24 protein-coding genes are annotated in these 25689 nt (G+C 70.7%); 12 read left to right on the top strand and 12 right to left on the bottom strand.

The genetic code is table 11. The features are described 5' to 3' along the window. The 7 genes from DMA15_RS29515 to DMA15_RS29485 all read left to right on the top strand — a co-directional run bounded on the left by DMA15_RS29515 (position 1) and on the right by DMA15_RS29485 (position 6659). Positions 1 to 1368 (top strand): GTP-binding protein, encoded by a 1368-nt coding sequence (locus DMA15_RS29515; protein ID WP_125515765.1) that lies wholly within the window; start codon positions 1 to 3, stop codon positions 1366 to 1368. Between the two features lie 252 nt (positions 1369 to 1620). Continuing rightward, positions 1621 to 2724, top strand: coding sequence for an aliphatic sulfonate ABC transporter substrate-binding protein (locus DMA15_RS29510; RefSeq protein ID WP_125515764.1), 1104 nt, complete (start codon positions 1621 to 1623; stop codon positions 2722 to 2724). Positions 2725 to 2760: 36 nt separating this feature from the next. Then, positions 2761 to 3552, top strand: coding sequence for an ABC transporter ATP-binding protein (locus DMA15_RS29505; protein WP_030787918.1), 792 nt, complete (start codon positions 2761 to 2763; stop codon positions 3550 to 3552). Beyond that, a complete protein-coding gene (locus tag DMA15_RS29500; protein ID WP_125515763.1) occupies positions 3539 to 4435 on the top strand; it encodes an ABC transporter permease in 897 nt (298 codons plus the stop codon). The genes DMA15_RS29505 and DMA15_RS29500 overlap by 14 nt, the downstream gene beginning before the upstream one ends. A 6-nt stretch (positions 4436 to 4441) precedes the next feature. Next, positions 4442 to 5206, top strand: coding sequence for a sirohydrochlorin chelatase (locus DMA15_RS29495; RefSeq protein ID WP_125515762.1), 765 nt, complete (start codon positions 4442 to 4444; stop codon positions 5204 to 5206). A gap of 11 nt (positions 5207 to 5217) precedes the next feature. Next, positions 5218 to 6075: a hypothetical protein gene (locus tag DMA15_RS29490; RefSeq protein ID WP_125515761.1), complete on the top strand. Its 858-nt coding sequence runs from the start codon at positions 5218 to 5220 to the stop codon at positions 6073 to 6075. A gap of 41 nt (positions 6076 to 6116) precedes the next feature. Next, positions 6117 to 6659 carry a GNAT family N-acetyltransferase gene (locus DMA15_RS29485; RefSeq protein WP_125515760.1) on the top strand — a complete coding sequence of 181 codons (543 nt, stop codon included), beginning with the start codon at positions 6117 to 6119 and terminating at the stop codon, positions 6657 to 6659. On the opposite strand, the gene DMA15_RS29480 is transcribed toward DMA15_RS29485, so the two are convergent. The 4 genes from DMA15_RS29480 to DMA15_RS29465 all read right to left on the bottom strand — a co-directional run bounded on the left by DMA15_RS29480 (position 6607) and on the right by DMA15_RS29465 (position 10398). Further along, positions 6607 to 7179: a DUF1697 domain-containing protein gene (locus DMA15_RS29480; RefSeq protein WP_125515759.1), complete on the bottom strand. Its 573-nt coding sequence runs from the start codon at positions 7177 to 7179 to the stop codon at positions 6607 to 6609. The genes DMA15_RS29485 and DMA15_RS29480 overlap by 53 nt on opposite strands. 73 nt (positions 7180 to 7252) lie before the next feature. Then, positions 7253 to 8461: a S8 family peptidase gene (locus tag DMA15_RS29475; RefSeq protein ID WP_125515758.1), complete on the bottom strand. Its 1209-nt coding sequence runs from the start codon at positions 8459 to 8461 to the stop codon at positions 7253 to 7255. A gap of 401 nt (positions 8462 to 8862) precedes the next feature. Continuing rightward, positions 8863 to 9855, bottom strand: coding sequence for a CDP-alcohol phosphatidyltransferase family protein (locus DMA15_RS29470; RefSeq protein ID WP_125515757.1), 993 nt, complete (start codon positions 9853 to 9855; stop codon positions 8863 to 8865). 150 nt (positions 9856 to 10005) lie between these two features. Then, a complete protein-coding gene (locus tag DMA15_RS29465; protein WP_240660290.1) occupies positions 10006 to 10398 on the bottom strand; it encodes a MarR family winged helix-turn-helix transcriptional regulator in 393 nt (130 codons plus the stop codon). A gap of 155 nt (positions 10399 to 10553) precedes the next feature. On the opposite strand from DMA15_RS29465, the gene DMA15_RS29460 reads away from it, so the two are divergent. From DMA15_RS29460 to DMA15_RS29450, 3 genes are all read left to right on the top strand, one after another. Continuing rightward, positions 10554 to 11627, top strand: coding sequence for a hypothetical protein (locus DMA15_RS29460; protein ID WP_125515755.1), 1074 nt, complete (start codon positions 10554 to 10556; stop codon positions 11625 to 11627). A 130-nt stretch (positions 11628 to 11757) separates the two neighbouring features. Beyond that, the gene (locus tag DMA15_RS29455; protein WP_125515754.1) at positions 11758 to 12201 is read left to right on the top strand and encodes a hypothetical protein; all 444 of its coding nucleotides are present in this window, start codon (positions 11758 to 11760) and stop codon (positions 12199 to 12201) included. A 7-nt stretch (positions 12202 to 12208) separates the two neighbouring features. After that, entirely contained in the window at positions 12209 to 13630 is a 1422-nt protein-coding gene (locus DMA15_RS29450) for a M1 family metallopeptidase (RefSeq protein WP_346428950.1), read from the top strand. Positions 13631 to 13688: 58 nt separating this feature from the next. Here DMA15_RS29450 and DMA15_RS29445 read toward each other — a convergent pair whose 3' ends face one another. Genes DMA15_RS29445 through DMA15_RS29435 form a run of 3 tightly spaced genes read right to left on the bottom strand, consistent with a single transcriptional unit; the run spans position 13689 to position 16740 of the window. Then, the gene (locus tag DMA15_RS29445; protein ID WP_206302868.1) at positions 13689 to 14984 is read right to left on the bottom strand and encodes a sugar ABC transporter substrate-binding protein; all 1296 of its coding nucleotides are present in this window, start codon (positions 14982 to 14984) and stop codon (positions 13689 to 13691) included. Continuing rightward, on the bottom strand, positions 14984 to 15817 hold the full coding sequence (locus tag DMA15_RS29440; RefSeq protein WP_125518073.1) for a carbohydrate ABC transporter permease: 834 nt from the start codon (positions 15815 to 15817) through the stop codon (positions 14984 to 14986). The genes DMA15_RS29445 and DMA15_RS29440 overlap by 1 nt, the downstream gene beginning before the upstream one ends. Beyond that, on the bottom strand, positions 15817 to 16740 hold the full coding sequence (locus tag DMA15_RS29435) for a sugar ABC transporter permease (protein WP_125515752.1): 924 nt from the start codon (positions 16738 to 16740) through the stop codon (positions 15817 to 15819). Before DMA15_RS29435 ends, DMA15_RS29440 begins: the two co-directional genes overlap by 1 nt. A gap of 170 nt (positions 16741 to 16910) precedes the next feature. Here DMA15_RS29435 and DMA15_RS29430 point away from each other — a divergent pair, with 170 nt between their 5' ends. Continuing rightward, positions 16911 to 17774 carry an aminoglycoside phosphotransferase family protein gene (locus DMA15_RS29430; RefSeq protein WP_125515751.1) on the top strand — a complete coding sequence of 288 codons (864 nt, stop codon included), beginning with the start codon at positions 16911 to 16913 and terminating at the stop codon, positions 17772 to 17774. Position 17775: 1 nt separating this feature from the next. Here the strand turns inward: DMA15_RS29430 and DMA15_RS29425 are convergent, their stop codons facing one another. From DMA15_RS29425 to DMA15_RS29410, 4 genes are all read right to left on the bottom strand, one after another. Continuing rightward, positions 17776 to 18504 carry a 3'-5' exonuclease gene (locus tag DMA15_RS29425; protein ID WP_125515750.1) on the bottom strand — a complete coding sequence of 243 codons (729 nt, stop codon included), beginning with the start codon at positions 18502 to 18504 and terminating at the stop codon, positions 17776 to 17778. Positions 18505 to 18606: 102 nt separating this feature from the next. After that, complete coding sequence (locus tag DMA15_RS29420) at positions 18607 to 19848, bottom strand: SAV2148 family HEPN domain-containing protein (RefSeq protein WP_125515749.1); 1242 nt, start codon at positions 19846 to 19848, stop codon at positions 18607 to 18609. A 104-nt stretch (positions 19849 to 19952) separates the two neighbouring features. Further along, positions 19953 to 21269, bottom strand: a complete 1317-nt coding sequence (locus DMA15_RS29415; protein WP_125515748.1) for a copper amine oxidase — start codon at positions 21267 to 21269, stop codon at positions 19953 to 19955. Between the two features lie 64 nt (positions 21270 to 21333). Next, positions 21334 to 22125 carry a Tat pathway signal sequence domain protein gene (locus tag DMA15_RS29410; protein WP_125515747.1) on the bottom strand — a complete coding sequence of 264 codons (792 nt, stop codon included), beginning with the start codon at positions 22123 to 22125 and terminating at the stop codon, positions 21334 to 21336. A 158-nt stretch (positions 22126 to 22283) separates the two neighbouring features. Here DMA15_RS29410 and glgX point away from each other — a divergent pair, with 158 nt between their 5' ends. Further along, on the top strand, positions 22284 to 24392 hold the full coding sequence (gene glgX / locus DMA15_RS29405; protein ID WP_125515746.1) for a glycogen debranching protein GlgX: 2109 nt from the start codon (positions 22284 to 22286) through the stop codon (positions 24390 to 24392). On the opposite strand, the gene DMA15_RS29400 is transcribed toward glgX, so the two are convergent. After that, complete coding sequence (locus DMA15_RS29400) at positions 24367 to 25668, bottom strand: MFS transporter (RefSeq protein ID WP_125515745.1); 1302 nt, start codon at positions 25666 to 25668, stop codon at positions 24367 to 24369. The genes glgX and DMA15_RS29400 overlap by 26 nt on opposite strands. Positions 25669 to 25689: the final 21 nt, after the last annotated feature.

Raw genomic sequence — 25689 nt, 5'->3', positions numbered from 1 at the left:
ATGAGCGACACCACCGCCGCCACCGAGCAGCTGGCCGATCTGTCGGCCACCACCTTGCTGCGGTTCGCCACCGCCGGGTCCGTCGACGACGGCAAGTCCACGCTGGTGGGCCGCCTCCTGCACGACTCCAAGTCGGTCCTGACCGACCAGCTGGAGGCCGTCGAGCGCGTCTCGGCCAGCCGCGGCGCCGACGCGCCGGACCTGGCGCTGCTCACCGACGGGCTGCGCGCCGAGCGCGAGCAGGGCATCACCATCGACGTGGCCTACCGCTACTTCGCCACCGCCCGGCGCCGGTTCATCCTCGCCGACACCCCCGGGCACGTGCAGTACACCCGGAACATGGTCACCGGCGCCTCCACCGCCGACCTCGCCGTGGTCCTGGTCGACGCCCGCAACGGCGTCATCGAGCAGACCCGCCGCCACGCCGCGGTCGCCGCCCTGCTGCGCGTCCCGCACGTGGTGCTGGCGGTCAACAAGATGGACCTCGTCGCCTACGAGGAGCAGGTCTTCGCGACCATCGCCGAGGAGTTCACCGCCTACGCCCGCGAGTTGGGCGTCCCGGAGGTCACCGCGATCCCCATCTCCGCGCTGGCCGGTGACAATGTCGTGGAGCCGTCCTCGAACATGGACTGGTACGGCGGCCCCACTGTCCTGGAGCACCTGGAGACGGTCCCGGTCAGCCACGACCTGACCTCCTGCCACGCACGGCTGCCCGTGCAGTACGTGATCCGCCCGCAGACCCCCGAGCACCCCGACTACCGCGGCTACGCCGGCCAGATCGCCGCCGGCACCTTCCGCGTCGGCGAGTCGGTCACCGTCCTGCCCTCGGGCCGCACCTCCAAGATCACCGGCATCGACCTCCTGGGCAAGGCGGTGGACGTGGCGTGGACGCCGCAGTCCATCACGCTGCTCCTGGAGGACGACATCGACATCTCGCGCGGCGACCTGATCGTGCCGAGCGGTGACACCCCGCCGACCACGCAGGACATCGAGGCGACGGTCTGCCACGTGGCGGACACGCCGCTCGACGTCGGCCAGCGGGTGCTGCTCAAGCACACCACCCGCACGGTCAAGGCGATCGTCAAGGAGATCCCCTCGCGGCTGACCCTCGACGACCTCTCCCAGCACCCGGAGCCCGGCCGGCTCGTCGCCAACGACATCGGGCGCGTGAAGGTCCGTACCGCCGAGCCCCTCGCGCTCGACGCCTACGCGGACTCGCGGCGCACCGGATCGTTCCTGCTGATCGACCCGGCGGACGGCACGACGCTCGCGGCGGGCATGGCGGGCGACGCGTTCGCCACCGCCCCGGCGCACGCGCACCCGGGCGAGACCCCCGCGGTCGCCGACGACGAGGGCTGGGACTTCTGACATGGCGTACGACGTGTTCGCGACCTTCGCGAAGGAGGGCGGCCGCATCGGCAGCGGCGCCCTCGGCAGCGGGCAGGGCGGAGTCGCCCGATGTGTGGCGTGATGCCCCTGGCGGGGAAGGCGCGCGCGCACCGCGTGCGCACCCCCTGCCGTCCGGCCCTCCGGGGCCCTGCTGTACGAAGACGAAGACCTGCCGACCTCCCGGCCACGACCTGACGGCGTGAGCCCGGGCCGACGAGAGGAACACCTCCCGTGCCTGCACCGCGTACCCGGCTCGCCGCCCTGGCAGCCCTGCCCCTGCTGGCCCTGGCGCTCGGCGCCTGCGGTTACGGCTCCGAGGCGACGGACGAGGACGGCAAGTCCAAGGTCGCCGCGGGTGCGAAGAAGATCGACGGCCTGGACAGCGTGAAGATCGGTTACTTCCCGAACCTGACCCACGCCACCGCGCTCGTCGGCAACCGCGAGGGCCTGTTCCAGAAGGAGCTGGGCGGCACGGAGGCGAAGTACTCGCAGTTCAACGCCGGCCCCTCGGAGATCGAGGCGCTGAACGCGGGCTCCATCGACATCGGCTGGATCGGCCCGTCACCCGCCATCAACGGCTACACCAAGTCCGGGGGGAAGAACCTGCGCATCATCGGCGGTTCGGCCTCCGGTGGCGTGAAGCTCGTGGTGAACCCCAAGAAGATCAAGTCCCTGGACGACGTCAAGGGCAAGAAGATCGCGACGCCGCAGCTCGGCAACACCCAGGACGTGGCCTTCCTCAACTGGATCGCGGAGCAGGGCTGGGACGTCGACGCGCAGAGCGGCAAGGGCGATGTGTCGGTGGTCCGCACCGACAACAAGATCACCCCGGACGCCTACAAGTCCGGTTCCATCGACGGTGCCTGGGTGCCCGAGCCGACCGCGTCCAAGCTGGTGGCCGAGGGCGGCAAGGTGCTCCTCGACGAGGCCGACCTCTGGCCGGACAAGAAGTTCGTGATCACGAACATCATCGTGAAGCAGAGCTTCCTGAAGGATCACCCCAAGGTCGTCGAGGCCGTGCTGCGCGGCGCCGTACGGACCAACGCCTGGATCGAGAAGAACCCGGACAAGGCGAAGGCCGCCGCGAACGCCCAGCTCAAGGCGGACTCCGGCAAGGCGCTCCCCGCCGAGGTGCTCGACCCGGCGTGGAAGTCGATCCGGACGACCAACGACCCGCTGGCCGCCACCCTCGAAGCGGAGGCGGACCACGCGGTCAAGGCCGGCCTCCTGGAAGAGCCCGACCTCAAGGGCATCTACGACCTCGGCCCGCTGAACAAGGTCCTTCGGGCCGAGGGCGGCTCCCCGGTCGCCGACGCCGGCCTCGGCGTCAAGTAAGCCCGGCAGACGACCAGTTCCCAGGAGGTGACGACCATGGCGACCACCCTCGCCAAGGCCGCGGAGGAGATCCGCGCCGAGACAACGCACGCCGCCCGGATCGAGCACGTATCGAAGTCCTTCACCGGCCCCGCCGGGTCCCAGCTCGTCCTCGACGACATCACGCTCGATGTCGCGCCGGGTGAGTTCGTCACCCTCCTGGGCGCGTCGGGCTGCGGGAAGTCGACTCTGCTCAACCTGGTGGCCGGGCTCGACAAGCCGTCGGCGGGCACCATCGCGACGGACGGCCGCCCGGCCCTGATGTTCCAGGAGCACGCGCTCTTCCCGTGGCTGACCGCGGGCAAGAACATCGAACTCGCCCTGAAGCTGCGCGGCGTACCGAAGGCGGAGCGCCGCCCGAAAGCCGAGGAGCTGCTGGAACTCGTCCGGCTGCACGGCGCGTACGGCAAGCGCGTGCACGAGCTGTCCGGCGGCATGCGCCAGCGCGTGGCGCTGGCCCGCGCGCTCGCGCAGGACAGCAGGCTCCTGCTGATGGACGAGCCGTTCGCCGCGCTGGACGCGATCACGCGCGATGTGCTGCACGACGAGCTGACCCGCATCTGGCGCGAGACGAACGTCTCCGTCCTCTTCGTCACGCACAACGTCCGCGAGGCCGTGCGCCTCGCCCAGCGCGTCGTGCTCCTCTCGTCGCGTCCCGGCCGGGTGGCGCACGAGTGGCGGGTCGACATCCCGCACCCGCGCCGCATCGAGGACTCCGCAGTGGCGGAACTGTCCGTCGAGATCACCGAACAACTGCGTGGGGAGATCCGCCGCCATGGCCAGCACTGAGACGAAGGAGGCCGGGGACAGTCAGGACCTCGCCGGTCTCGAGGCGGGGCTCGACGCGCTGGAGACGACCGCGGGTCCCGTCCGCACGCCCGTGCGCCAGGTCCTGGTGCAGAAGGTGCTGCCGCCGCTCACCGCGGTGCTGCTCGTCCTCGTGGTCTGGCAGGCGCTGGTCTCCTTCAAGGTCGTCGACGACCCGAGCAAGCTGCCCTCGCCGTCCGCGGTCTGGAACGAGGTGCGCGAGGCCTGGCTCCAGGGCACGCTCCTGGACTACATCTGGACGTCCGTCTCGCGCGGGCTGCTCGGCTTCGTGTTCGCCCTCGCGATCGGTACGCCGCTCGGCCTGATCGTCGCCCGGGTGCGGTTCATCAGGGCCGCGATCGGCCCGATCCTCTCCGGACTCCAGTCGCTGCCGTCGGTGGCGTGGGTGCCGCCGGCCGTGCTCTGGCTGGGCCTGGAGAACAAGATGATGTACGCGGTGATCCTGCTCGGCGCCGTGCCCTCCATCGCCAACGGCCTGGTGTCGGGCGTCGACCAGGTGCCGCCGCTCTTCCTGCGCGCGGGCCGCACGCTCGGCGCCACGGGCCTCAGGCACACCTGGCACATCGTCCTCCCGGCGGCGCTGCCCGGCTATCTCGCGGGGCTCAAGCAGGGCTGGGCGTTCTCCTGGCGGTCCCTGATGGCCGCCGAGATCATCGCGTCCTCGCCGGAGCTGGGCGTGGGCCTCGGGCAGCTCCTGGAGAACGGCCGCAACGCCAGCTCCATGCCCATGATCTTCCTGGCCATCTTCCTCATCCTGATCGTCGGCATCGCCATCGACCTGCTCATCTTCAGCCCGTTGGAGCGGCGCGTGCTGCGCGGCCGCGGCCTCCTCGTGAAGAGCTGACACGCCATGTACCGACCCGTGCTCCTCGTCATCGCCCACGGCAGCCGTGACCCGCGGCACGCCGAGACCGTGCACGCGCTGGCGCGCCGGGTGCGGTCGCTGCGCCCGGGGCTGCGGGTGGAGACGGGCTTCCTGGACTTCAACGCCCCTTCCGTACCGGGCGTCCTGGAGCGGCTCGCGGCCGAAGGGGTACGGGACGTCGTGGCGCTGCCGCTGCTGCTGACGCGCGCGTTCCACGCGAAGGCGGACATCCCGGCGGTGCTGCGCGCGGCGCCCGCGGCCCTGCGCATCCGCCAGGCCGCGGTCCTCGGCCCCTCCCCGCTCCTCCTCTCGGCCCTGGAGCAGCGGTTGTACGAGGCGGGGCTCGACCCCGCCGACAAGTCCTCGACCGGGGTCGTGCTGGCCTCGGCGGGGTCATCCGACCCGGAGGCGATCGCAGTGATCGCTGAAATCGCGCGGGAGTGGCGGCTCACCGGTTGGTGTGCCGTGCGGCCTGCGTTCGCCTCCGCATCCCTGCCGCGCACCGAGGACGCCGTGCGCGCACTGCGTGCCGTGCCGGGCGTACGTCAGGTGGCCGTGGCGCCCTACGTCCTCGCGCCCGGGTTCCTGCCGGACCGCATCGCGCGGGGCGCGGCGGAGGCCGACGTACTGGCTGACGTCCTCGGTCCGGCGCCCGAGGTGGCGCGGCTGCTGGTACGGCGCTACGACGAGACGTACGCGCCGGACACCTGCCCTGTTGCTCCTCTGGCGCGGATTCCCGCACTGGCCTAGCTTGTGGGTCCATGACCCCGAGCCGTTCCCGCACGCTGTGGCTGCGGACCGAACCTCTGCACGCGGTGATCTACTTCGAGGAGCGCTGCCGCGGCCTCGGCCGGGCGGTGGGCCTCAAGGGCTTCTGGATGGGGTACTTCGCCGCCCGTACCGCCCCGATGGGCCGGGTGGGGCCCGGCGTCGCGTCGGCGGCGCTCGGTGTCTTCGCGCCGGGCATGGTGGCGCGCGCCCTCCCCTCGGCGTGGGAGTACGCCTCACCGGACCGGGTCGTCGAGGAGCGGGCCCGGCTCGCGGCCCGCGCCCTGCGCCAACTCCTTCCGGACATCGCCATACTGACGACGTCGGCCAATCCGCCGCTGACCGCGCTCGTCGCGGACGCCCCGCCGCTGGCCCGCCCGCTGTTCGCCGCCAACCGCGATCTGGCGGACCGCGCCGATCCGGTCGAGCGGCTGTGGCAACTGGCCACGTGCGTACGCGAGTTCCGGGGGGACGCGCATATCTCGGTGCTCGCCGACCACGGCCTGGACGCCCGCGAGGCCCTCGCGCTGGCCGCCGCGACGGGCCGGGTGGACACGGCCCGTATCCGCCAGGACCGCGGGTGGAGCGAGGAGGAGTGGGAGGTCTCCGTGGACCGTCTGCGCGGCCGCGGGCTCATCGACCCGGCGGGCCGGGTGACGGACCGGGGGCTGACGGAACGGGAGTTGATCGAGGACGACACGGATCGCCTGACGGACCGGCTGCTGCGCCCGCTCCCCGCCCCGGTGCTCGACAATCTCCTCGCCACCCTCCATCCGGCGTCCCGGGCCGTGCAGAACTCCGGCATCCTGCCCTACCCCAACCCCATCGGACTCCCCCGCACGGTGGGGTAAACCGCTTGCCTCGCCCACCTCTCGCCCCTACCGTCACGCGGATGACACCCGAACTGCGGTCCGAACGCCTTGCCCTCTCCGCCTATGCCACCGCCGACGAGGCGGACTTCGTGGCGCTGTTCCAGGACGAGGCCGTGGGCCGCTGGTTCGGGGACGGGATGCAGAGCGCGGCGGAGGACCGGGCGCTGTTCGGTCGGATATTCGATCTCGTCTACGCCGAGGAGCGCTTTCCCGTGTGGGCGGTCCGTCACGAGGGGCGCTATGTCGGGCACGCCGAGATCAAGCCCTCGCCCGAGACCTGGCTCAACGGTCACGAGATCGTCTACGGCCTGACCAGACAGACCTGGGGTCTCGGGCTCGGGACCGAGCTGGCGCGGCTCCTGACCTCGTACGGACATGAGTCCCTGGGCCTGGCCGAGGTGCACGCCACCGTGGACTCGGAGAACACCGCCTCCCTCGCCGTCCTCAAGCGCCTCGGCTACACCCAGGCACGCGAGGTGCCGGAGGAGGACGGCAGGACCACGCTGCTGCTCACCTCACGGCTTCCGGGCCGCCCTCACGGGTCATCTCCACGAGTCGGGTGACGGTGTTCCAGTTGCGGCTGGTGGCGATGAGACCCTTGTTCAGGGCGGGTCGCGACAGCTGCTCGCCGAGCTTGGAGCGGCCGAGCCCTTCGGGCGCGTAGAGATAAAGGGCGCGGTCGCCGAGCTTGAACTCCTCGGGGAGGAAAGCGGGTTGGTCGATGGCGGCGAAGCGGGCCGCGTCGACCGGCGCGGAGAAGTAGGTGACGTGGAGCTGCTTCGCCTCGAGATCGGCCGCGGGGAACGGGCAGGCGTCCGCCACCGCCCGCAGATACGCGCCGTCGCGCACCAGCACGTCGACGGTGAAGCCGAAGTGCTCCTCGATCGCCGTCCGCAGTTCGGCGGCGAGTGAGTCCTCGTCGCCCCGGTCCGCGGTGAAGACCACGTTTCCGCTCTGCAGATACGTCCGTACGTCGCCGTGCCCGAGCCCCTCCAGGAGGGTGCGCAGCCGCGCCATCGGCACCTTCTTGTGGCCGCCCACGTTGATGCCGCGCAGGAGGGCCGCGTATGTCTTGGTCGTCATGCGCACACCATAAAGCGGCCGCCGTGCCCCGTGGGGGTGGGCACGACGGCCGCGGCTCGGCGGGCGGCGAGGGTTACTCGACGACCTTCAGGAGCTTGTTGGGCGTGCCCGCGCTCGGGTTGGAGATCTTGTCGGGGGTGGCGCCGTCGGTCAGGGCCTTGGCGACGTCGGCGGGCTTGGCGTCCGGGTGGGCGGCGACGTAGACGGCGGCGGCGCCCACGACGTGCGGGGTCGCCATCGACGTACCGGAGATGGTCTTGGTGGCGTCGTCACCGGTGTTCCAGGCGGACGTGATGTCCGAGCCCGGGGCGTAGATGTCCACGGAGGAACCGAAGTTGGAGAAGTCCGACTGCTGGTCGTCCTTGGTGGAGGAGGCGACCGTGATGGCCTCCTTCACGCGGGCCGGGGAGCCCTGGGAGGCGTCGGCCGACTCGTTGCCCGCGGCCACCGCGAAGGTGACGCCCGCGGCGATGGCCTTCTGGACGGCGGCGTCGAGCGCCTCGTCCGCGCCGCCACCGAGGCTCATGTTGGCGACGGAGGGGCCCTGGTGGTTCTTGGTGACCCAGTCGATGCCCGCGACGACCTGCTCGGTGGTGCCCGAGCCCTGGTCGTCCAGGACGCGGACCGCGACGATCTTCGCCTTCTTGGCGACGCCGTGCGACTCGCCGGCGATGGTCCCGGCGACGTGCGTGCCGTGGCCGTTGCCGTCGTCGGCGTTGTCGTCGTTGTCGATGGCGTCGAAGCCGGAGGTGGCGCGGCCGCCGAAGTCCTTGTGGCTGACGCGGACGCCCGTGTCGATGACGTACGCGGTGACGCCCTCGCCCGCGGCGTCCGGGTAGGTGTACTTGCTGTCGGCGGCGGTGTCCGCCTGGTCGATGCGGTCCAGGCCCCACGACGGCGGGTTGTCCTGGGTGGCGTCGATGGTGAACTTCTTCGACTGGACGACCTTGCCGACGGCCGGGTCGGCGGCCAGGCGCTTGGCCTCGGTCTCGCTCAGGCCCTTGGCGGAGAAGCCGTTGAGGGCGGAGGAGTAGTTCCGCTTCAGCTCGCCGCCGTACTCCTCGGCGAGGTCGGACTTGGCGTCCTTGTCGGCCTTCTCGTCGAGCATCACGATGTAGCTGCCGGCGACGGCGCCCTTGGCGTCCGCGCCGTAGACCTTGCCCTCGGCGGGGGTGGCCGCACCGGCGAAGGAGGTGGCGAAGACCGTCACGCCGACCGCGGTGGCGGTGGTGGCTATCGCGGCGGTGAGCTTCATCGTGCGGGCACGCTTGTGAGTTGCCATGAAGAGGGGTCTCCTCAGTGCTGTGTGGGGGGATGTGGGGGGTATTCAGCTGTCTTGCCCAGGGCGTGCCGTGACGGCAAGTTCGCCGCGACGCGCCCTGACGCCCGGAAGATCTCCGGGTGTTGGGACGAAACCCTGACCGATTGACGCGCGCAGATCAATACCTACATACAGCTGTGACTTGTTCAACAAGCTTTCGTAATAACAAACGGGACCTGGAGCACCGGAACGGACATCTCGCCGCTCAAACGCCCCAACTCCGGGTAACAGCAAGCTCTTTGCGCCCCACGCGCGACACCGGGCGGGAGACGACGCCGAGCCGGACACAACACCGGGCCGGACACGACACCGGGCGGGCTGGAGATTCCAGCCCGCCCGGTGTCGCGCGTACGGAGCGCGGACTATGCCGCGGCGGGGACCTTCTGCTCCTCGAAGGAGTCGATGGTCCGCGTGAAGTCCCTCGTCGAGAGCAGCAGCTTGTAGATGATGGCCAGTTCGAAGACGAGCAGGAGCGCGCCGGAGACGATCGTCGCGGGCACCACCACGTCGAAGAGCGGGCCGATCATGAAGACGCCCATCTGGAACTCGATGCCGCTCACCAGGTGTGCGCGTATGCGGTGGCGCAGCAGGAACGAGCGGGCCCGCAGATAGGCGGGGAACTTCCGCCGGAACTCCTGGTGCAGGTCGATCACCTGGGGCCTGGGGGCGGCCGGTGCCGCCTCCCCGTCGGCACCGGTCCCCTCGGCCGGCTCCGGGTCGTACGCGGCCTCGCCCGCCGCGCGCTGGAGGTCCTGCTCGATGTCCGCCGAGGGGTTGTCGCGCAGCAGGTCCTCCATGAAGGCCAGCTCCGCCTGGTTCTGCGCGCGCCGCGCGGCCCGCATGCGCGACTTGATCTGCTTGCGCATGGAGTGGCGGATCTTGAAGATCTCCAGCGAGTTGATGTAACGCAGGGTGTCGAGCGCCACGACGGCGAGCGCCAGCCAGATGTAGAGGGTGTCGCCCGTGCGGTCGTACTGGCCGCCCATCAGGGCGACGCCGCACACCATGACGCGGATCCGGTCGAAGACGAAGTCGAGCCAGGCGCCGAAGACCGAGCCCTGCCCGGTGAGGCGGGCGATCTTGCCGTCCATGCAGTCGAGGATGAAGCTGAGGTGGTAGATGACGGCGCCGAGAGCGAGCCACTTCCAGTCACCGAGCGCGAAGCACGCGGCGGAGCCGAGACCGAGAAGGAACGCGCCCCACGTGATCTGGTTGGGCGTGATTCTCGTGCGCATCGCGGTGAACCGCACGAGCGGCGTGGCGACCGGGTCGACAAGCAACACGGTCCACCACGCGTCGCGCTTCTTCTGAGTGATGCGGCGCACCTCGGCGAGGGGCGGTATGTCTCGACGCATGGGGGTCAACTTCCTGGCATTCGACGAAAGTTCATCTCACGCTAGGGAGGGGTTCACGCAAGGTACAAGATCTACGCTGTGCAACCTTTCACGGGGGGTAATGGTCATCCATGCGGGATGAGTCGATGGCCCTACCAGGACAGTGCCGCGTTACCTCAGCGTTACCCCGGCCTCGTTGTAGCGCCGCAGATACTCCGCGAACCGCGCCAGATCGGGCCCGTCCCACTCCGCCAGGCGCTCCCGGAACGCGATCCGGCGCGCGGCGGCGACCTGCACCAGCACGTCACGGCCACGGTCAGTGAGGTGCAACACATGGACCCGGTGATCGGCCGGGTCGAGCCGCCGCTCGACGAGTCCGGCCTTCTCCAGCGCGCCCACCTGTCTGCTGATCGTCGACTTGTCGAGGGTGTAGTGCGCGGCCAGGTCCGTGGCCCGGCAGCCGCCCTGGTCTTCCAGGTGGCCGAGCAGGGTGAACGAGACGAGTGACAGCTCGGGGTGCATCCGTCCGGCGGTGGCCCGTGCCCGTCGGGCGAAGGCCGTCATCTCGCGCTGAATGATCTCGATTGACTCGTCCCGTACGTCGGGTTGGGGACTGTCTCGATCGGTCACGATTTCTCCCTCTCCGCGAATGGTTGTAGAGTACAACATCAGAGTCAGTTGTATATGCCAACCAATCTCGATCAATCGGAGCACTTCCCATGTCCGCCACCGCGGAAGCCGCACCCCGCACCCGCGACGTGCTGCGCCACGTCCTCCTCCATCTGGTGACGCCCCTGCTGATGTGCCTCGGCATGGGTCTCGCCTACATGGGCGCGTTCGTGACGCCGGAGCCGAACGACATGCCGATCGCCGTCGTCGGCTCGGGTCCGCGGACGCAGGTCTTGGCGCAGACCGTCAAGGACAAGGCGGGCGACGCGCTCGACGTGCGCACCCTCGCGGACCGCGAGCAGGCCGTCGACGCGCTCAAGTCCCTCGACATCGCCGGGGCCTACGTCCCCGACGCCAAGTCGCCCGAGCTGATCGTGGCCTCCGCCGGGTCCGACATGAGTGCGCTGGCGGTGCAGAAGATCTTCACGCCGGTCGCGGCGGAGCAGGGCGTCCCGCTCAAGGTCACCGATGTCGCGGCGCCGGTCGCCGACGATCCCACGGGCCAGGGCCTGTTCTTCCTGCTCGTCGCGGTCAGCATCGGCTCCTACGCGTCCGTGGCCGTGCTCGGCGCGGCGGGCGCGGGACTGCGGATGCGGGTCCGCGCGGGCCTCGTCGTCGGTGTCTCCTTCGCCGTCAGCCTGATCGGCGCGGCGCTCGCGGGGCCGGTCTTCCACCTCGCGCACCAGGGCCTCTGGGGCGTGTGGGCGATGTCCTGGCTCTACTCCGCCGGGGTCCTCTTCATCGGCGTGGGACTGCATACGTTCCTCAAGCGCTGGACGACACTGGCGATGATGGTGCTCTTCGTGATGCTCAACTTCACGACGTCCGGCGGCCTCTTCCGGCCCGAACTCCAGAACGGCTTCTTCGGCTCGCTGCACTCCTTCTGGAACGGCGCGGGCTTCGTCGAGGGCATCCGCGGCCACCTCTACTTCGGCGGCCACGACCTCGGGCGGCACGTCGTGACGCTGCTCGCGTGGCTGGTGCTCGGTCTGCTGCTCGTCGGCGTGGCGGCGCTCCGGGAGCGACGGCAGCGGGCCGCGGCGGCCCTTGCCACCGCCCCGCGCGCGGCCGCCGACGCGCGGGAGGCCCAGGAAGAGGAGATGGAGGAGTCGGTCGCGGTGTGACGCCTCGCGCGGCGGCGCGCTCCTCCCCCGCGGAAGACCACGCAGGAACGAGCGGGCGGCGGCAACCTCACGGTGCCGTGGCCCGTCTACCTGGGTGAACGACGGTGGACGAGCGGACGGAGGCGACGCCATGAACCGCCCGTACGCGGGGAGCGACCGCCTCCTCCCGCGCCGCCCCGCCGTGCTCGCGTCCGCCGTGACCGTCTGCCTCGCCCTGTCGGTGTGCGCCGTCTACCTCACCCTGTCGGCATGCGCCGCGAAGCCCCCGGCCGAGCCCGTACGGGAGCCCGAACACCGTCTCCTCGAACAGTTCCGCTCCTGGGCCCGCGAGACCGACGAGTCCCGCACCGCCCGCCACGCGCACGCCCTGGCGACGGTCGAACTCACCGGCACCGACAAGGCGTACGACTACGACGTCGAGGTGAGGACCGACCTCACCGCCGGGTCGGCCACCGCCGAGGACCTCTCCGCGCTCTTGCGCACCTGGTGGGACGGCGACGACGGCGAAGGCACCGCGCGCGACCTCGTACTGCTCGACGCACGCGGGGACCGCCTCGCCCACAGCCGCCTGTGACCTCGCCATCCCGCCCCCTCAGGAGCCTGCCATCCGCCGCCGCGTCCCCCTTCTCCTCGCCCTGCTCCTCACCGCGACGGCCGCCTGCACGACCTCGTCGGACCGCTCCGAGGACCCGGCGCGCCCCGGTGCGACCGGCGTCGACGACCACCTGTTCCCGGCGCTCGGCAACGGCGGCTACGACGTCGCGCACTACTCCCTGACCCTGGACTACGCCCCCGACGACAACGCCCTGACCGGCACCGCGGTGATCACCGCGCGGGCCACCCAGGACCTGTCCCGCTTCAGCCTGGACCTCGCGGGCCTGCGCGTGCGCCACGCCGCCGTCGACGGCTCCGAGGCCCGCTTCAGCAGGTGGGAGAAGAAGCTGACGCTCACCCCCGCGCGGCCCATCGGCAAGGGGGAGACCTTCAAGACGACCGTCCGGTACGGCGGGACACCCCGAGTGTTCACGGCGGGCGACGGCGGCGAAGAGGGCTGGATCGAGACGGACGACGGCGTGGCGGCGCTCGGCGAGCCCACCGGCTCCATGACCTGGTTCCCCGGCAACCATCACCCGTCCGACAAGGCGACGTACGACATCGACGTCACCGTGCCCTCCGACTACACCGCGGTCAGCAACGGAACGCTGCGCGAGACACGGCAGCGCGGCAAGCGCACCACCTTCCGCTGGCACAACCCCGAGCCCATGGCGAGCTACGTCGCGAGCGTCGTCACCGGCGTCTTCGACATCTCCACCAGCACGACGGACGACGGCCTGCCCCTCTACACGGCCGTCGACCCCGACGAGGCGGACGGGCCCGTCGACGTCCCCGACCTGGTGCCCGAGGTCATCGAGTGGGCCACAGACCGCTTCGGCCCCTACCCCTTCTCCTCGGCCGGCGCCGTCGTCGACCACCTCCCCGACCTCGGCTACGCCCTGGAGACGCAGACCAAGCCGTACTTCCAGGAGGCGCCCGACACCACCCTGGTCGTCCACGAACTGGCCCACCAGTGGTTCGGCAACTCCGTCACGCCCCGCGCCTGGCAGGACATGTGGCTGAACGAGGGCTTCGCGACCTACGCCGAGTGGCTGTGGGACGAGGAGCACGGACACCGCACCGCGCAGGAGACGTTCGACTCCTTCTACGACGGCACGCACGAGGAGAGCGAGGGCATCTGGGACTTCCCGGCCGCCGACCCGCCGACCGCCACCCGGGTCTCCGACGCACCCGTGTACGGGCGTGGCGCCATGACGCTGCACCAGCTGCGCGAGGCCGTGGGCGACCGGACCTTCTTCGGTATCCTGCGCGCCTGGACGCGTGAGCACCGGCACGGGAACGCCGACACCGAGCAGTTCATCGCGCTGTGCGAGAAGAAGTCGGGGCGGGACCTCTCGGACCTCTTCGAGACCTGGCTCTTCTCGGCGGAGAAGCCGGACGTCGACTGAGACCGCGCCGCGAGCCCGCTAGGGCAGACCCAGCTCGCCGCGGGCCCCTCGCTCAGCCCTACCGCTGATAGCGCGCCAGGACCAGATTGCCGTCCTTCACCAGGCGTTCGCGCAGCTCGTCCAGGCCGATCGCCCCGCTGTAGTACTCCTGGAACGCCGGGGTGGCGACCTTGTCCTTCCACTCCGGATAGCCCCGCACCGACTGGGCGGGCGCCGAGCGCAGGTCCTTCGCCAGGGCCGCGCCCACCGCCCAGTCGTGCTTCTCGGTGCGCAGCGCCGGGTCCTTCAGCGCCTGCTCGCCGGTCGGCAGCATCCAGTCCCCGCGCGCCAGCCTCACCATGTTCTCCGGCTGGAGGAAGAAGTCGATGAACTCGGCCGCCTCCTTCTTGTGCGGGCTGTCCTGCGCGACGGACAAGGTCTGCGGGCTGACGCCCTGCGCGAGCCCCTCGTCCCCGGCGGGCGCGGGAAGCACCTGCCAGTCGAAGCCCTTGGGGGCCTGCTGGACGATCTGCTGGCGGTAGGAGAAGCCGAGCGGGACCATCGCGTACTTCCCTCCGAAGAAGCCGGGCAGGGTGTCGGAGCCGCCCATGCCGAGGGTCGTACCGCTGGCGCTCTTGTCGCTGTTGACCTGGTCGTGGACCGTACGGGGCATGATCTCGTCGGCCTCGCCGAAGCGGACGTCGACCTTGCCGTCCGCACCGCGGTGGAACATCTGTCCGCCCGCCGACAGGGAGAGGTTGAGCGTCGCGGAGACCGGCTCCTTCAGCGGCCAGGCGACGCCGTACTTCCCGTCCTCGCCGTCGCCGAGCTCCTTGGTGACGTCCCTGAACTCCTCCCAGCTCCACGGCTTGTCGGGCGTCGGGATCCGTACGCCCGACTTCTTCAGCCACCTCGTGTTGGCGATCAGGACGCGCGGCTCCTGGAGGAACGGCACCCCGTAGACCTTGCCCCCGAACGTCGTGGTCTGCCAGCTGCGCTTCGGGATGTCGGACTTCAGCCGGTCGGGGAGCAGCTCGCCGAGGTCCGCGAGATAGCCGCCGTACGCGAAGTCGGCGAGGTCGTCGGAGGCGTCATGGATGATGTCCGGCGCCTCGCCGCCCTCGAAGGAGGTGAGCAGCTGATCGTGGACGCTGTCCCAACTGCCCTGGACGTACTCGACCTTGACGTCGGGGTGGGTGGCGTTCCACTCCTCGACGAGGGCCTTGTTGGCGTCGACGGACTCCTTCTGCCACGCCAGAGACTGGAAGCGGAGCGTGATCTTCCCGTCGTCGTCCTCGGAGCCGCCGCCGCATCCGGTGAGCAGGAGGGCGAGCGCGGTGGCCGCGGCGGTCAGCAGACGCGGTGCGGTACGCATCAGGCCTTCACCGCCCCCGCCAGCATGCCGCCCGTGATCCGCCGCTGGATGAGCGCGAAGATGACCAGCGAGGGGATGGTCGCGAGGAACGCCGCCGCGGCGAGCGGTCCGAGGTCCGCGACGCCCTCCGCGCCGATGAAGCGGTTGAGGATGACCGGCAACGTCTGCTTCTCCGGGGTCTTGAGCAGGACGAGCGCGAAGAAGAACTCGTTCCACGCGGTGATTAAGGCGAACATCGCCGTGGCCACGACGCCGGGTGCGAGCAGCGGCGCGACGACCGAGACGAACGTCCGCACCTTGCTCGCGCCGTCCACCGCCGCCGCCTCCTCCAGCTCGGCCGGGACCGCGCGGACGTACCCGACGAGCATCCACAGCGCGAAGGGCAGCGACCACACCACGTACACCAGGATCAGACCGGGCAGGGAGTTGATCAGGTGGAGGTTCTTCAGGATCAGGAAGAGCGGGATGATGATCAGGACGAACGGGAACGCCTGGCTGACCACCACCCAGCCGGTGGCCGCCTTCGCCAGGCGCGTGCGGTGCCTGGCCATGACGTACGCCATCGGGGTGGCGATGACGACCGCGATCAGGGCCGCGCTGACCGCCGCGATCAGGGAGTTCCCGGCGGCCCGCAGGAGCGGCTGCTCGTCGAAGGCCTGCCGGAAGTTCTCCAGCGTCGGGTCCTCGGGGATCCAGGTGGGGTGCAGGCTGCCCAGCTCCCGCGCGGGCTTGAAGGCCGTGGAGATCAGCCACAGGAACGGGAAGGCGAGGAAGACGAGGTAGGCGGCGAGCGCCACGTACTGCGCGGCGCGCGTGGACTTCTTCGTACGCATCATGTCTCGTCGTCTCCCTTCAGGCGGCCCACGAGGTAGAGGGCGAGGAGCACGGAGATCACGGCGACCATCACGCAGCCCATGGCGGCGGCGTAGCCGAACTGGCCGTAGCGGAAGGCTTCTTCGTAGGCGAAGAGCATGGGCAGGCGGGTGCGGCCGCCGGGGCCGCCCTGGGTGAGGACGTAGACCAGGGCGAAGGAGTTGAAGTTCCAGATGAAGTTGAGCGCCGTGATGGCGAGGGCGATCGGCTTGATGGCCGGCCAGGTCACCGTCCGAAAGCGCCGCCAGGCGCCCGCGCCGTCCATCGCGGCCGCTTCGTGCAGCTCGCGCGGGGTGTTCTGCAACCCGGCGAGCAGGGCGACGGTGGTCTGCGGCATGCCCGCCCAGACGCCGACGACGATGACAGCGAAGAGCGCGGTGGCGGTGCCGGTCAGCCAGTCCTTGCCCTCCCCGAGGCCGAAGGTGGAGAGCGTTTCGTTGAGCACGCCCGCGTCGGGGTGGTAGACGAGGCGCCACATGATGCCGACGACCACCTCGGGCATCGCCCAGGGGATGATCGCGAGCGCCCGCGCCAGCCAGCGGAAGCGCAGGTTCTGGTTGAGCAGCAGGGCGAGGCCGAGCGCGAGCAGGAACTGCGGCACGGTGACGCCGAACGCCCACAGCAGGCCGATCCGGAACGAGTCCCAGAAGAGCGTGTCGTGGAGCAGGTCCTTGAAGTTGAGGGCGCCGATCCACTGGGTGGGCGCGGTGCGGCCCGACTGGGAGTCGGTGAAGGCCAGCGCGATGCCGTAGAGGAGGGGGCCGACGCTGAGGACGAGGATCGGGATCAGCGCGGGCAGCACGAGGAACCACGCACCGTGGTCCGATGGTCTCTTTCCCGGTGCGCCTCGCGCTGACCGCTTCGTCGCGGTCGCCAATGTCACGGATCGGCTCCTTCGGGCGGCTCGTACGGGTCTGGCCGCCCCGGCGGCCCCCGTCATCGTGCTGATGTGGTCTTGATACGTCAAGGAGCTGCGCAGCCCGCTCACACCTGTTGGCCTGTGCGAATGCGAGACTGTCGGGCGGACGGGGCGACGGGTGCGGGAGGCACGGGATGGACGAGGCACGGGCGCGGGAGCTACTGGAAGCGGCGGAACTGGCGGTTCCGGTGGGCGGGGCCCGGCTGCTCGCCCTCGGCGAGAACGCGGTGTTCGGCGTCGGCGAGCTGGTCGTCAAGATCGGCCGCTCCGCCCCCGGACTCCTTGAGCGGGCCCGCCGCGAGCTGGGGGTCGCGCGCTGGCTGGAGCAGGCGGACGTCCCCGCCGCACGGCCCGCGCAGGACGAGCCCCTGTTCGTCGAAGGGCACGCGGTGACGCTCTGGCACCGGCTCCCGGCGGCCGTGCGCCCCGCCGAGCCACGCGACCTCGCCGTGCTGCTGCGTCTGGTGCACGAACTTCCGCCCCCTTCCTTCGAACTGCCGCGCCGTGAACTGCTCGGCGGTGTCAGGCGCTGGCTGCGGCTCGCGGGCGACGCCATCGATCCGGCGGACGCCGACTTCCTACGCCGGCGCCGGGACGACTTCGCCGCCGCTGCCGCCGCGCTGACCCCGCGCCTGCCGCGCGGCCCCATCCACGGGGACGCGCTGCCGCGCAACGTCCTGGTGGGCCCGGACGGCCCGGTGCTCGTGGACCTGGAGACCTTCTCCTTCGACCTGCGCGAGCACGACCTGGTCGTCATGGCGCTCTCCCGCGACCGGTACGGACTCTCGCCCGAGGCGTACGACGGATTCGTGCACGCCTACGGGTGGGACGTGCGGGAGTGGGAGGGCTGCGCGGTCCTGCGGGGCGCCAGGGAGACGGCCAGCTGCGCGTGGGTCGCACAGCACGCACCGGCCAACCCGAAGGCGCTGACGGAGTTCCGCCGCAGGGTGGCTTCCCTGCGGGACGGGGACGCCGAGGTGCGCTGGTACCCCTTCTGACTCAGCTCGCCGCGGGCGCGGGCGTGGGCTCTTGGAGCGGCCACACTCCGTCCACCACCGCGTCCTCGTTCCCCTTCTTCCTGAGGAAGTTCTGGAAGTCCGCCGCCCACTGCGCGTACCACTCGATCTGGTGGCGGTGCAGGGCCGCCGGGCCGAGGGAGGCGACCTTCGGGTGGCGGTCGGCTATCGCGCAGGCGAGGCGGGCCGCGGCCTGGGCGTCGGCCGCGGCGTCGTGGGCGGACTCCAGGACCACGCCGTACTCCGTGCAGACCGCCTCCAGATTCCGCTTGCCCCTGCGGTAGCGGTCCACGGAGCGGTCGATCGTGTACGGATCGATGACCGGGCCGGGCTCCGCGCCGCCGAGCCGCTCACGCAGGGAGGCCAGGCCGTGCCGCCGCAGCTCGGCCGAGAGCAGGCTCAGATCGAAGACCGCGTTGTACGCGACGACCGGGACGCCCGACTGCCAGTACGAGACGAGGACGTCGGCGAGCGCGTCCGCCACGTCGGCGGCGGGCCTGCCCTCGGCGGCCGCCCGCTCGTTCGTCACGCCGTGCACGGCCACCGCCTCGGCCGGGATCGGGACTCCCGGATCCGCGAGCCAGGTGCGGTGACCCAGCGTCTCGCCGGCCTTGACCTCGATCACCGCGCCGGTGACGATGCGCGCTTCGGCCGGGTCCGTCCCTGTCGTCTCCAGGTCGAAACCGATCAGCAGCTCCTGGTGCCAGCCCATGGCCGCCCCCTTCTTCGTCGTGCTTTCCCCCAGTGACCACCACGATCCCATGCGCCACTGACAATCCGAGGCTCGCATTCCGCTTACCCGGACGGGGGCCGGTCACGACACCGGTCGGGAGTCCGCCCACGCCAGCTCGAACTCCTCGCGATATGTGGAGAAAAGCCCACCCTCACCCAGATCGTCCGATTTCACCACGCGCCCGCCGCCGCGCAGCACGAGCACCGGCGCCTCCATGCCGCGCGTCCTGCGCAGATACGACTGCACGACGGCGATGCCGTCCGCGCCGTCCCCGTCGACCAGGTACGCGGTGAAGCGGGGCGTCTCGTCGAAGACCTGGATCTCGAAGGCCCCCGGATCGCGCAGCCGCGCCCGGACCCTGCGCGTGTGCAGGATGTTCATCTCGACGGAACGGCTCAATTCGCCCTTCTTGATGCCCAGTTCCCGCTCCCTGCGCTTGACCGCGCTGCTCGCCGGGTTGAGGAAGAGCAGCCGCACCCGGCAGCCGGACTCCGCGAGCCGCACCAGACGCCGCCCCGAGAAGTTCTGCACGAGGAGGTTGAGGCCGATGCCGATCGCGTCGAGGCGGCGGGCCCCGCCGAAGATGTCCTCCGCGGGGAACTGCCGCAGCAGGCGTACGCGGTCCGAGTGCACCGCCACCACGTCCGCGTACCGGTCGCCCACCATGTCCTCGACGGCGTCGACGGGAAGGCGGCGCGCGGAGGGCGTGTCGGTGCCCGCGCCGAGAATGTCCAGAAGTCTGGCCGAGGCGCGCTCGGCCTGGGCGAGGACCGCCTCGGAGAGGGCGCGGTTGCGCGAGACGACGTTGCGCGTGACCTCCAGCTCGTCCAGGGCCAGTTCCACGTCGCGCCGGTCGTCGAGGTACGGCTCGAAGCACGGCCAGTGCTGCACCATCAGCTCGCGCAGCTGGGGCAGTGTGAGGAAGCTGAGGACGTTGTCGTCGGCGGGGTCGAGCAAGTACCCCTTGCGGCGGCTCACTTCCCGTACGGCGACCGCCCGCTGCACCCACTCCTGCCCCGCGGGACCGGCCGCGGCCACCACCCAGTCGTCGGCGTGGACGGGTTCGTAGACGGGGCGCAGAACAGCGGCCACGACCGCGCGCAGCCGCTGCTCCACCAGATTCAGCCAGATGTAGGCGCGCCCGGCACGCTGGGCGCGCGTACGGACCTCGCGCCAGGCGTCGGGGCCCCAGTCCAGTTCCGGTCCGATCTGAGATCCCGTCTCCATCGGCCGTGCCAGGGAGACCGCTCCGGCGGGTACGTCCGCGGAGCCCCCCTCGTGACCCTCGTCACCAGGGGGCAGCTCCCGCCCACCCGAGCTCACCCGCGCACCGCCTTCCGCTCCCCCTGGCCACTCCCCCGGTCAACGATCAAGGAAGGGTACTCCGGGAGCGGCGGGCGGTGCAGCCGGATGCACAGGGTGTTTTCTCAACCACCCATCGGGGGTTGTCCGTTCTGGTCCGCCAGATCCTGCGGAGTGAGCGGGCTCATAGCGGTGACGTCGCGCGCGGCCAGCGAGAAGCCCTGCCAGTGGACCGGCATCGGCTGCTGGTCCTCGTCACGGGCGATGTGGTGGAAACCGATGTTGACCCAGGTGATGGGGTGGGTGAGGTTCTGGCCGTTCACCCACTTGTCGACGCTGGCGGGAGCGCCACCGGGACAGCCGATGTTGTTGCTCGCGTACTGCTCGCACTTCTTGTACTCGGTGAAGTACACGTCGTGCTTGGTGAAGGGGCGTCCGGCGTGCTTGGTGCTGGCCCCGGGCACGATCTCGTACGAACGGGGGTGGCCGTCCTTGTTCTTGCCGGCCCCGCTGACCACGCGCCACCAGCGCATGTCCTTGCGGTCACCGGCGAGTTCCTTGGTGACCTTGGTGCGGGTGGTCTTCGTGGTGGGGCTGCCCTGGTTGGCGGGCGCGGTGACCTTGGAGTCGTACTGCTCGACCTTGGCCTTCGGGGAGCCGTCGAGGCCGAAGTTGAGCCGCCAGAAGACGTTGTGGGCGTGGCTCTCGGCCTTGGCCTGGTCGCCCTTGCCGATGGGCCAGCCGCGGTCGTCCCCGCCGTCGTAGTCGTACGGCGAGAGGCTGCCGGTCGCGCCCACGTTCGAGGTGATGGTGCCGTCCGACGAGAAGCGCCACTCGGTGATGTACTCGTACCAGGAGGCCTTGTTCACGGTGTAGACGAGCAGGTCCTTGCCCTGGCCGGCGTAGACCTTGCCGTTGCCGCCGGTGCTCATGTCGTCGTTGAGGCGGTACGCGTGCCCACGCGCGCGCGTGGTGGTGCACAGGCCCTTCACGTTGCCCCGGTCGGGGACCTTGACGGTCTTGATGGTGCCGCCGGGGCACTCGCCGGGCTGGAGGTTCTGCAGCGCCTGGCCGAAGTCGGTGCCGGTGACGTCGTCGTACTCGGCCTTGCCGTCGTCGTAGGGGACGTGCACCTGGGCGAGCCGGGCGCTGGTGAGGACGGGTATCGGCTTCGCCTCGCCCTTGGGCTGGTAGCTGATCTTGTCGAGTATCAGGCCCGAGAGCGTGTTGTAGTGCCAGCACATGCGCCAGGTCGTGCCGCCGTCGACGGTCTGCTCGATCTTGTAGGCGTCGCTGCAGTCGGCCGCCGGGGCGGGCGCGCCGGGCGCCTTGGGGGCGGCGGAGGCGGGGGCGGCGACGCTCAGGGCGCCGCCGAGGAGCGCGGAGACCGCGACGGCCAGGGCGGCCTGTTTGCGGGCGCGCGAAACTCTGTTGACGTGCATGGTGGAGTGAACTCCCTCGTACGAGGAGAAGTTGGTCTGTGGTGTGCTGCGCGGCCGGCCGGAATCAGCCGAGGCGGCCGATGGTGCGGGTGCTCAGGTCGACGACGAGGGACCTGGTGTCGATCCACGGGCCGTTCTTGACCTTCGTGACGACCTGGAGGCAGCGGTGCTTGCCGCACTCGGCCAGGTCGGAGGGCACCCGCTTGACGGTCTCCTTGCGGAAGACCATGCCGCTCAGCTGGAGCTGGTCCGGGCCGGTCAGCGCCTTGCCCGTGGCGTGCTTGAAGTCTTTCTTCAGGCCCTTGCCGAGCGGGTCGCCGATCAGCAGCCTGGCGCCCTCGGCCAGCTCGTCCTGGCTGGGTGGCGGCTGGACGTTCTGCGCGGTGGTCGTGTCGTCCACCTTGCCGGAGTCCAGGTTGACCGTCTTGGTGATGACGGCGTCCTTCTTGTAGTCGTAGTAGACGACTTCGGCCCGGCGCGGGGCCGCTGCCCCGGTGCCTGCCGGGTCCGGCTCGCTGAGGTTCGTGGACAGCAGCTGCGGGCCGCGGTCCCCCTCCACGTCCCGGGCGCTGGAGCGCAGCTGGCCGTTGACCGAGGCCTTCTCCGCGCGCTCGATCTCCTCGTCGGTCAGCGGGTCGCTGCCGATGCCCTTGGCGCCCTCCTCGGGCGCCGCCTCGACGACACCGTCCTTGGCGATGGCGTCCTGCTTCGCCGCTGCCGCGTTGGCCTGGCGGTCCCCCGACGCGCCCGCCTCCGAACCCGGCAGATTGACGCCTACCAGTACGGCCGTCGCGGTCGCCGCGACCGCCGCGCCCGCCACCACCTTCCCGAGGTGGCGTCTGACTATCTCTCGCACTTACTCCCCCTACTCCTCTGGCGCCCCATTCGTGGGCAAGCCGAGTATGTGGTCGGACGGTTAGACGGGTTCAACTCAAGGGTGGTTGCCCCACTTTCGGGGAGACTCTGGCCAATGTGGCCCCAACCCGAGGGGGCGTTAGTGAAAGAGTCATATTCATGCAGGTCTGGCCTGGGCAGGCGTACCCCTTAGGTGCCACGTACGACGGAGCCGGCACGAATTTCGCGGTCTTCTCCGAGGCCGCAGAGCGCATGGAGCTGTGTCTCCTGCACGACGACGGGTCGGAGACGGCCGTCGAGCTGCGCGAGTCCGACGCGTTCGTGCGCCATGCCTACCTCCCCGGCGTCATGCCGGGACAGCGGTACGGCTTGCGGGCGCACGGCCCCTACGCACCCGAGCAGGGGCACCGCTGCAACTCCGCGAAGCTGCTGCTCGATCCGTACGCGCGCGCGGTGAGCGGGCGCATCGACTGGGGCGAGGAGGTGTACGGCTACCACTTCGAGGACCCCGGCCGGCGCAACGACCTGGACTCGGCGCCGCACATGATGACGTCGGTGGTGGTCAACCCGTACTTCGACTGGGGCGACGACCGGCCGCCCCGCACCCCGTACCACGAGACCGTGCTCTACGAGGCCCATGTGAAGGGCCTGACGATGCTGCACCCGGACCTTCCGGACGAACTGCGCGGTTCGTACGCGGCCCTGGGCCACCCGGCGATCATCGAGCACCTCACGGGACTGGGAGTGACCGCCCTGGAGCTGATGCCGGTCCACCAGTTCGTGAACGACCACCGGCTGGTGGACATGGGCCTGAACAACTACTGGGGCTACAACACGGTCGGCTTCTTCGCCCCCCACAACGCGTACGCCTCCTGGGGCGACCGCGGCGAGCAGGTCCTGGAGTTCAAGCAGGCCGTGAAGGCGCTGCACGAGGCGAACATCGAGGTGATCCTGGACGTCGTCTACAACCACACGGCCGAGGGCAACCACCTGGGCCCCACCTTGTCCTACAAGGGCCTGGACAACGCCTCGTACTACCGCCTGATGGACGATCCCCGCTACTACATGGACACCACGGGGACGGGCAACTCACTGCTGATGCGCTCGCCGCACGTGCTCCAGATGATCATGGACTCGCTGCGGTACTGGGTCACGGAGATGCGGGTGGACGGCTTCCGCTTCGACCTCGCGGCGACGCTCGCGCGCCAGTTCCACGAGGTGGACCGCCTGTCGTCGTTCTTCGACCTCGTCCAGCAGGACCCGGTGGTCAGCCAGGTGAAGCTGATCGCCGAGCCCTGGGACGTCGGCGAGGGCGGCTACCAGGTGGGCAACTTCCCGCCCCTGTGGGCCGAGTGGAACGGCATGTACCGCGACACCGTGCGCGATCTGTGGCGGGGCGAGCCGCGCACCCTCGCGGAGTTCGCGTCCCGGCTGACCGGTTCCTCCGATCTCTACCAGGACGACGGGCGCCGCCCGCTGGCGTCCATCAACTTCACCACCTGCCACGACGGTTTCACGCTGCACGACCTCGTCTCGTACAACGAGAAGCACAACCACGCGAACGGCGAGAACAACCAGGACGGTGAGAGCCACAACCGCTCCTGGAACTGCGGCACCGAGGGCGAGACGGACGATCCGGCCGTGCTGGCGCTGCGCGAGCGGCAGATGCGGAACTTCATCGCGACGCTGATGCTCTCCCAGGGCGTGCCGATGCTCAGCCACGGCGACGAGTTCGCGCGCACGCAGGGCGGCAACAACAACGCGTACTGCCAGGACAACGAAGTGGCGTGGGTGCGCTGGCCGGACGGCGAGAGTCCGATACTGGCCTTCACGCGCGCGATGGCGATGCTGCGGCGGGACCACCCGGTCTTCCGCAGGCGCCGGTTCTTCCACGGCCGCCCGGTGCAGGGCACGCGCGACGAGCTGTCCGACATCGCCTGGTTCACTCCGGAAGGCGGGGAGATGGAACAGCACGACTGGGACGCCTCGCACGCGCGGGCGCTGAGCGTGTTCCTGAACGGCAACGCGATCTCGGAGCCGGGGCCGCGTGGCGAGCGGATCTCCGACGACTCGTTCCTGCTGATGTTCAACGCCTCGCCGGAGCCGCTGGAGTTCGTGGTGCCGGTCAACCACGGCCGCCAGTGGCAGGTCGTGGTCGACACGGCGCGTGCGGACGGTGTGCCGCTGGAGCCGGGGCCGAAGGTGCGGGCGGGCGACCGGCTGACGCTGACCGACCGCAGCCTTACGGTCTTGCAGCGTCCGGCGTGACGGGGGCGGGGGCGCTGGGCGGCTGAGGGAGGGCTTCGGAGCGGGGCGGTTCCGCGGGGGCCGGTTGCCGGCGGGGCGGTTCGTGGCGGGCTATCAGGGCCACCACGAACGCGCCCGCCGCGGCCGCGCTCCCCAGGGCGAACGCCGCCCCCGCCCCGTGGGCCTCGGCGAGCCGCCCGGCCACCGCCAGCGTCACGGCCTGGCCGCCGACGAACGCGCTCGCCGCGAACGTCATGCCCTCCGCGAGCCGCCTCGACGGCACGGCACGCTCGGTCAGCGCGAAGCCCGTGATGAGGTTCGGGGCATAGATCGCGCCGAAGAAGGTCACCACCACGTAGAGGCCCACCAGGCTGTCGGTCCACACCAGGGGCAGCGACAGGAGGGCGGCCGCCGCCGTCGCCGCCCGCCAGCGCGCGAGCAGCCCGAAGCGCTCGGGCAGCGCGGCCATGGAGAGTCCCACGACGGCGCTCATGACGCCCATCGCCGCGTACACGAGCCCGGCCTGCCCCGGCTGCCCCAGCTCCTCGGTCAGCGCGGTGATCCCCGCCCCGCAGGCGCCGAGCAGCACCCCCAGGAAGAGGAGCCCCACGCGCACCACGTACACCGAGCGCGGCAGCGGCGGCCGTGCCCCACGCGCGCGTGCCGGTCCTCTCGGGGCCCCCTTGGCGGTGCGTCCCGTGGGGTGCAGCGCGAAGACCGTGCCGCAGACGGCGACCAGGAGGGCGGCCGCGCCGAACGCGTACGCGGGGTGGCCCGCGACCGCCGCGAGGCCCACCAGGGCGGGGCCGAGCACGAAGGACAGCTCATCCATGGTGCTCTCCAGGGAGAGCACCGTGCCCGCCAGCCGGTCGTCGCCGCCGTTCGCGCGCACCAGCGGGACGACGCGGGCCCTGGCGAGCGGGCCGATCCCCGGGATCGTGGCGCCCGCCAGGACGCCCAGGGCGACGAGGGCCAGCGTGGGCAGGTCCGCGACGGCGCCCGCGGTGTACGCGGCGATCGCCACGGCGTTGACGAGCGAGAAGGCGAGCACCACCGCCCGCTGGCCGTGCCGGTCCGCGAGGCGCCCGACGAAGGGCCCCGCGCCCACCTGGCCCAGCGCGAGCGCGCAGGCGACGGTGCCGCCGGTGGCCAGTGAACCGCTGGTCTCCGTCACCAGGAGCACGCTGCCGAACTGGATCATGGCCACGGGGAGCCTGCCGAGGAACGAGACGGCGGGCAGCAGCGCTCCCGTCATGCCGATCACCGTGCGATACGCGTCCCGCGTTCTCGAAGCCATCGTCCGACGCTAACGACGCCG

This window comes from Streptomyces sp. WAC 01529 (assembly GCF_003945545.1).
In the GTDB taxonomy this organism is placed as follows: Bacteria; Actinomycetota; Actinomycetes; order Streptomycetales; family Streptomycetaceae; genus Streptomyces; species Streptomyces anatolicus.
This window is presented reverse-complemented; position numbering and strand designations above follow the sequence as displayed.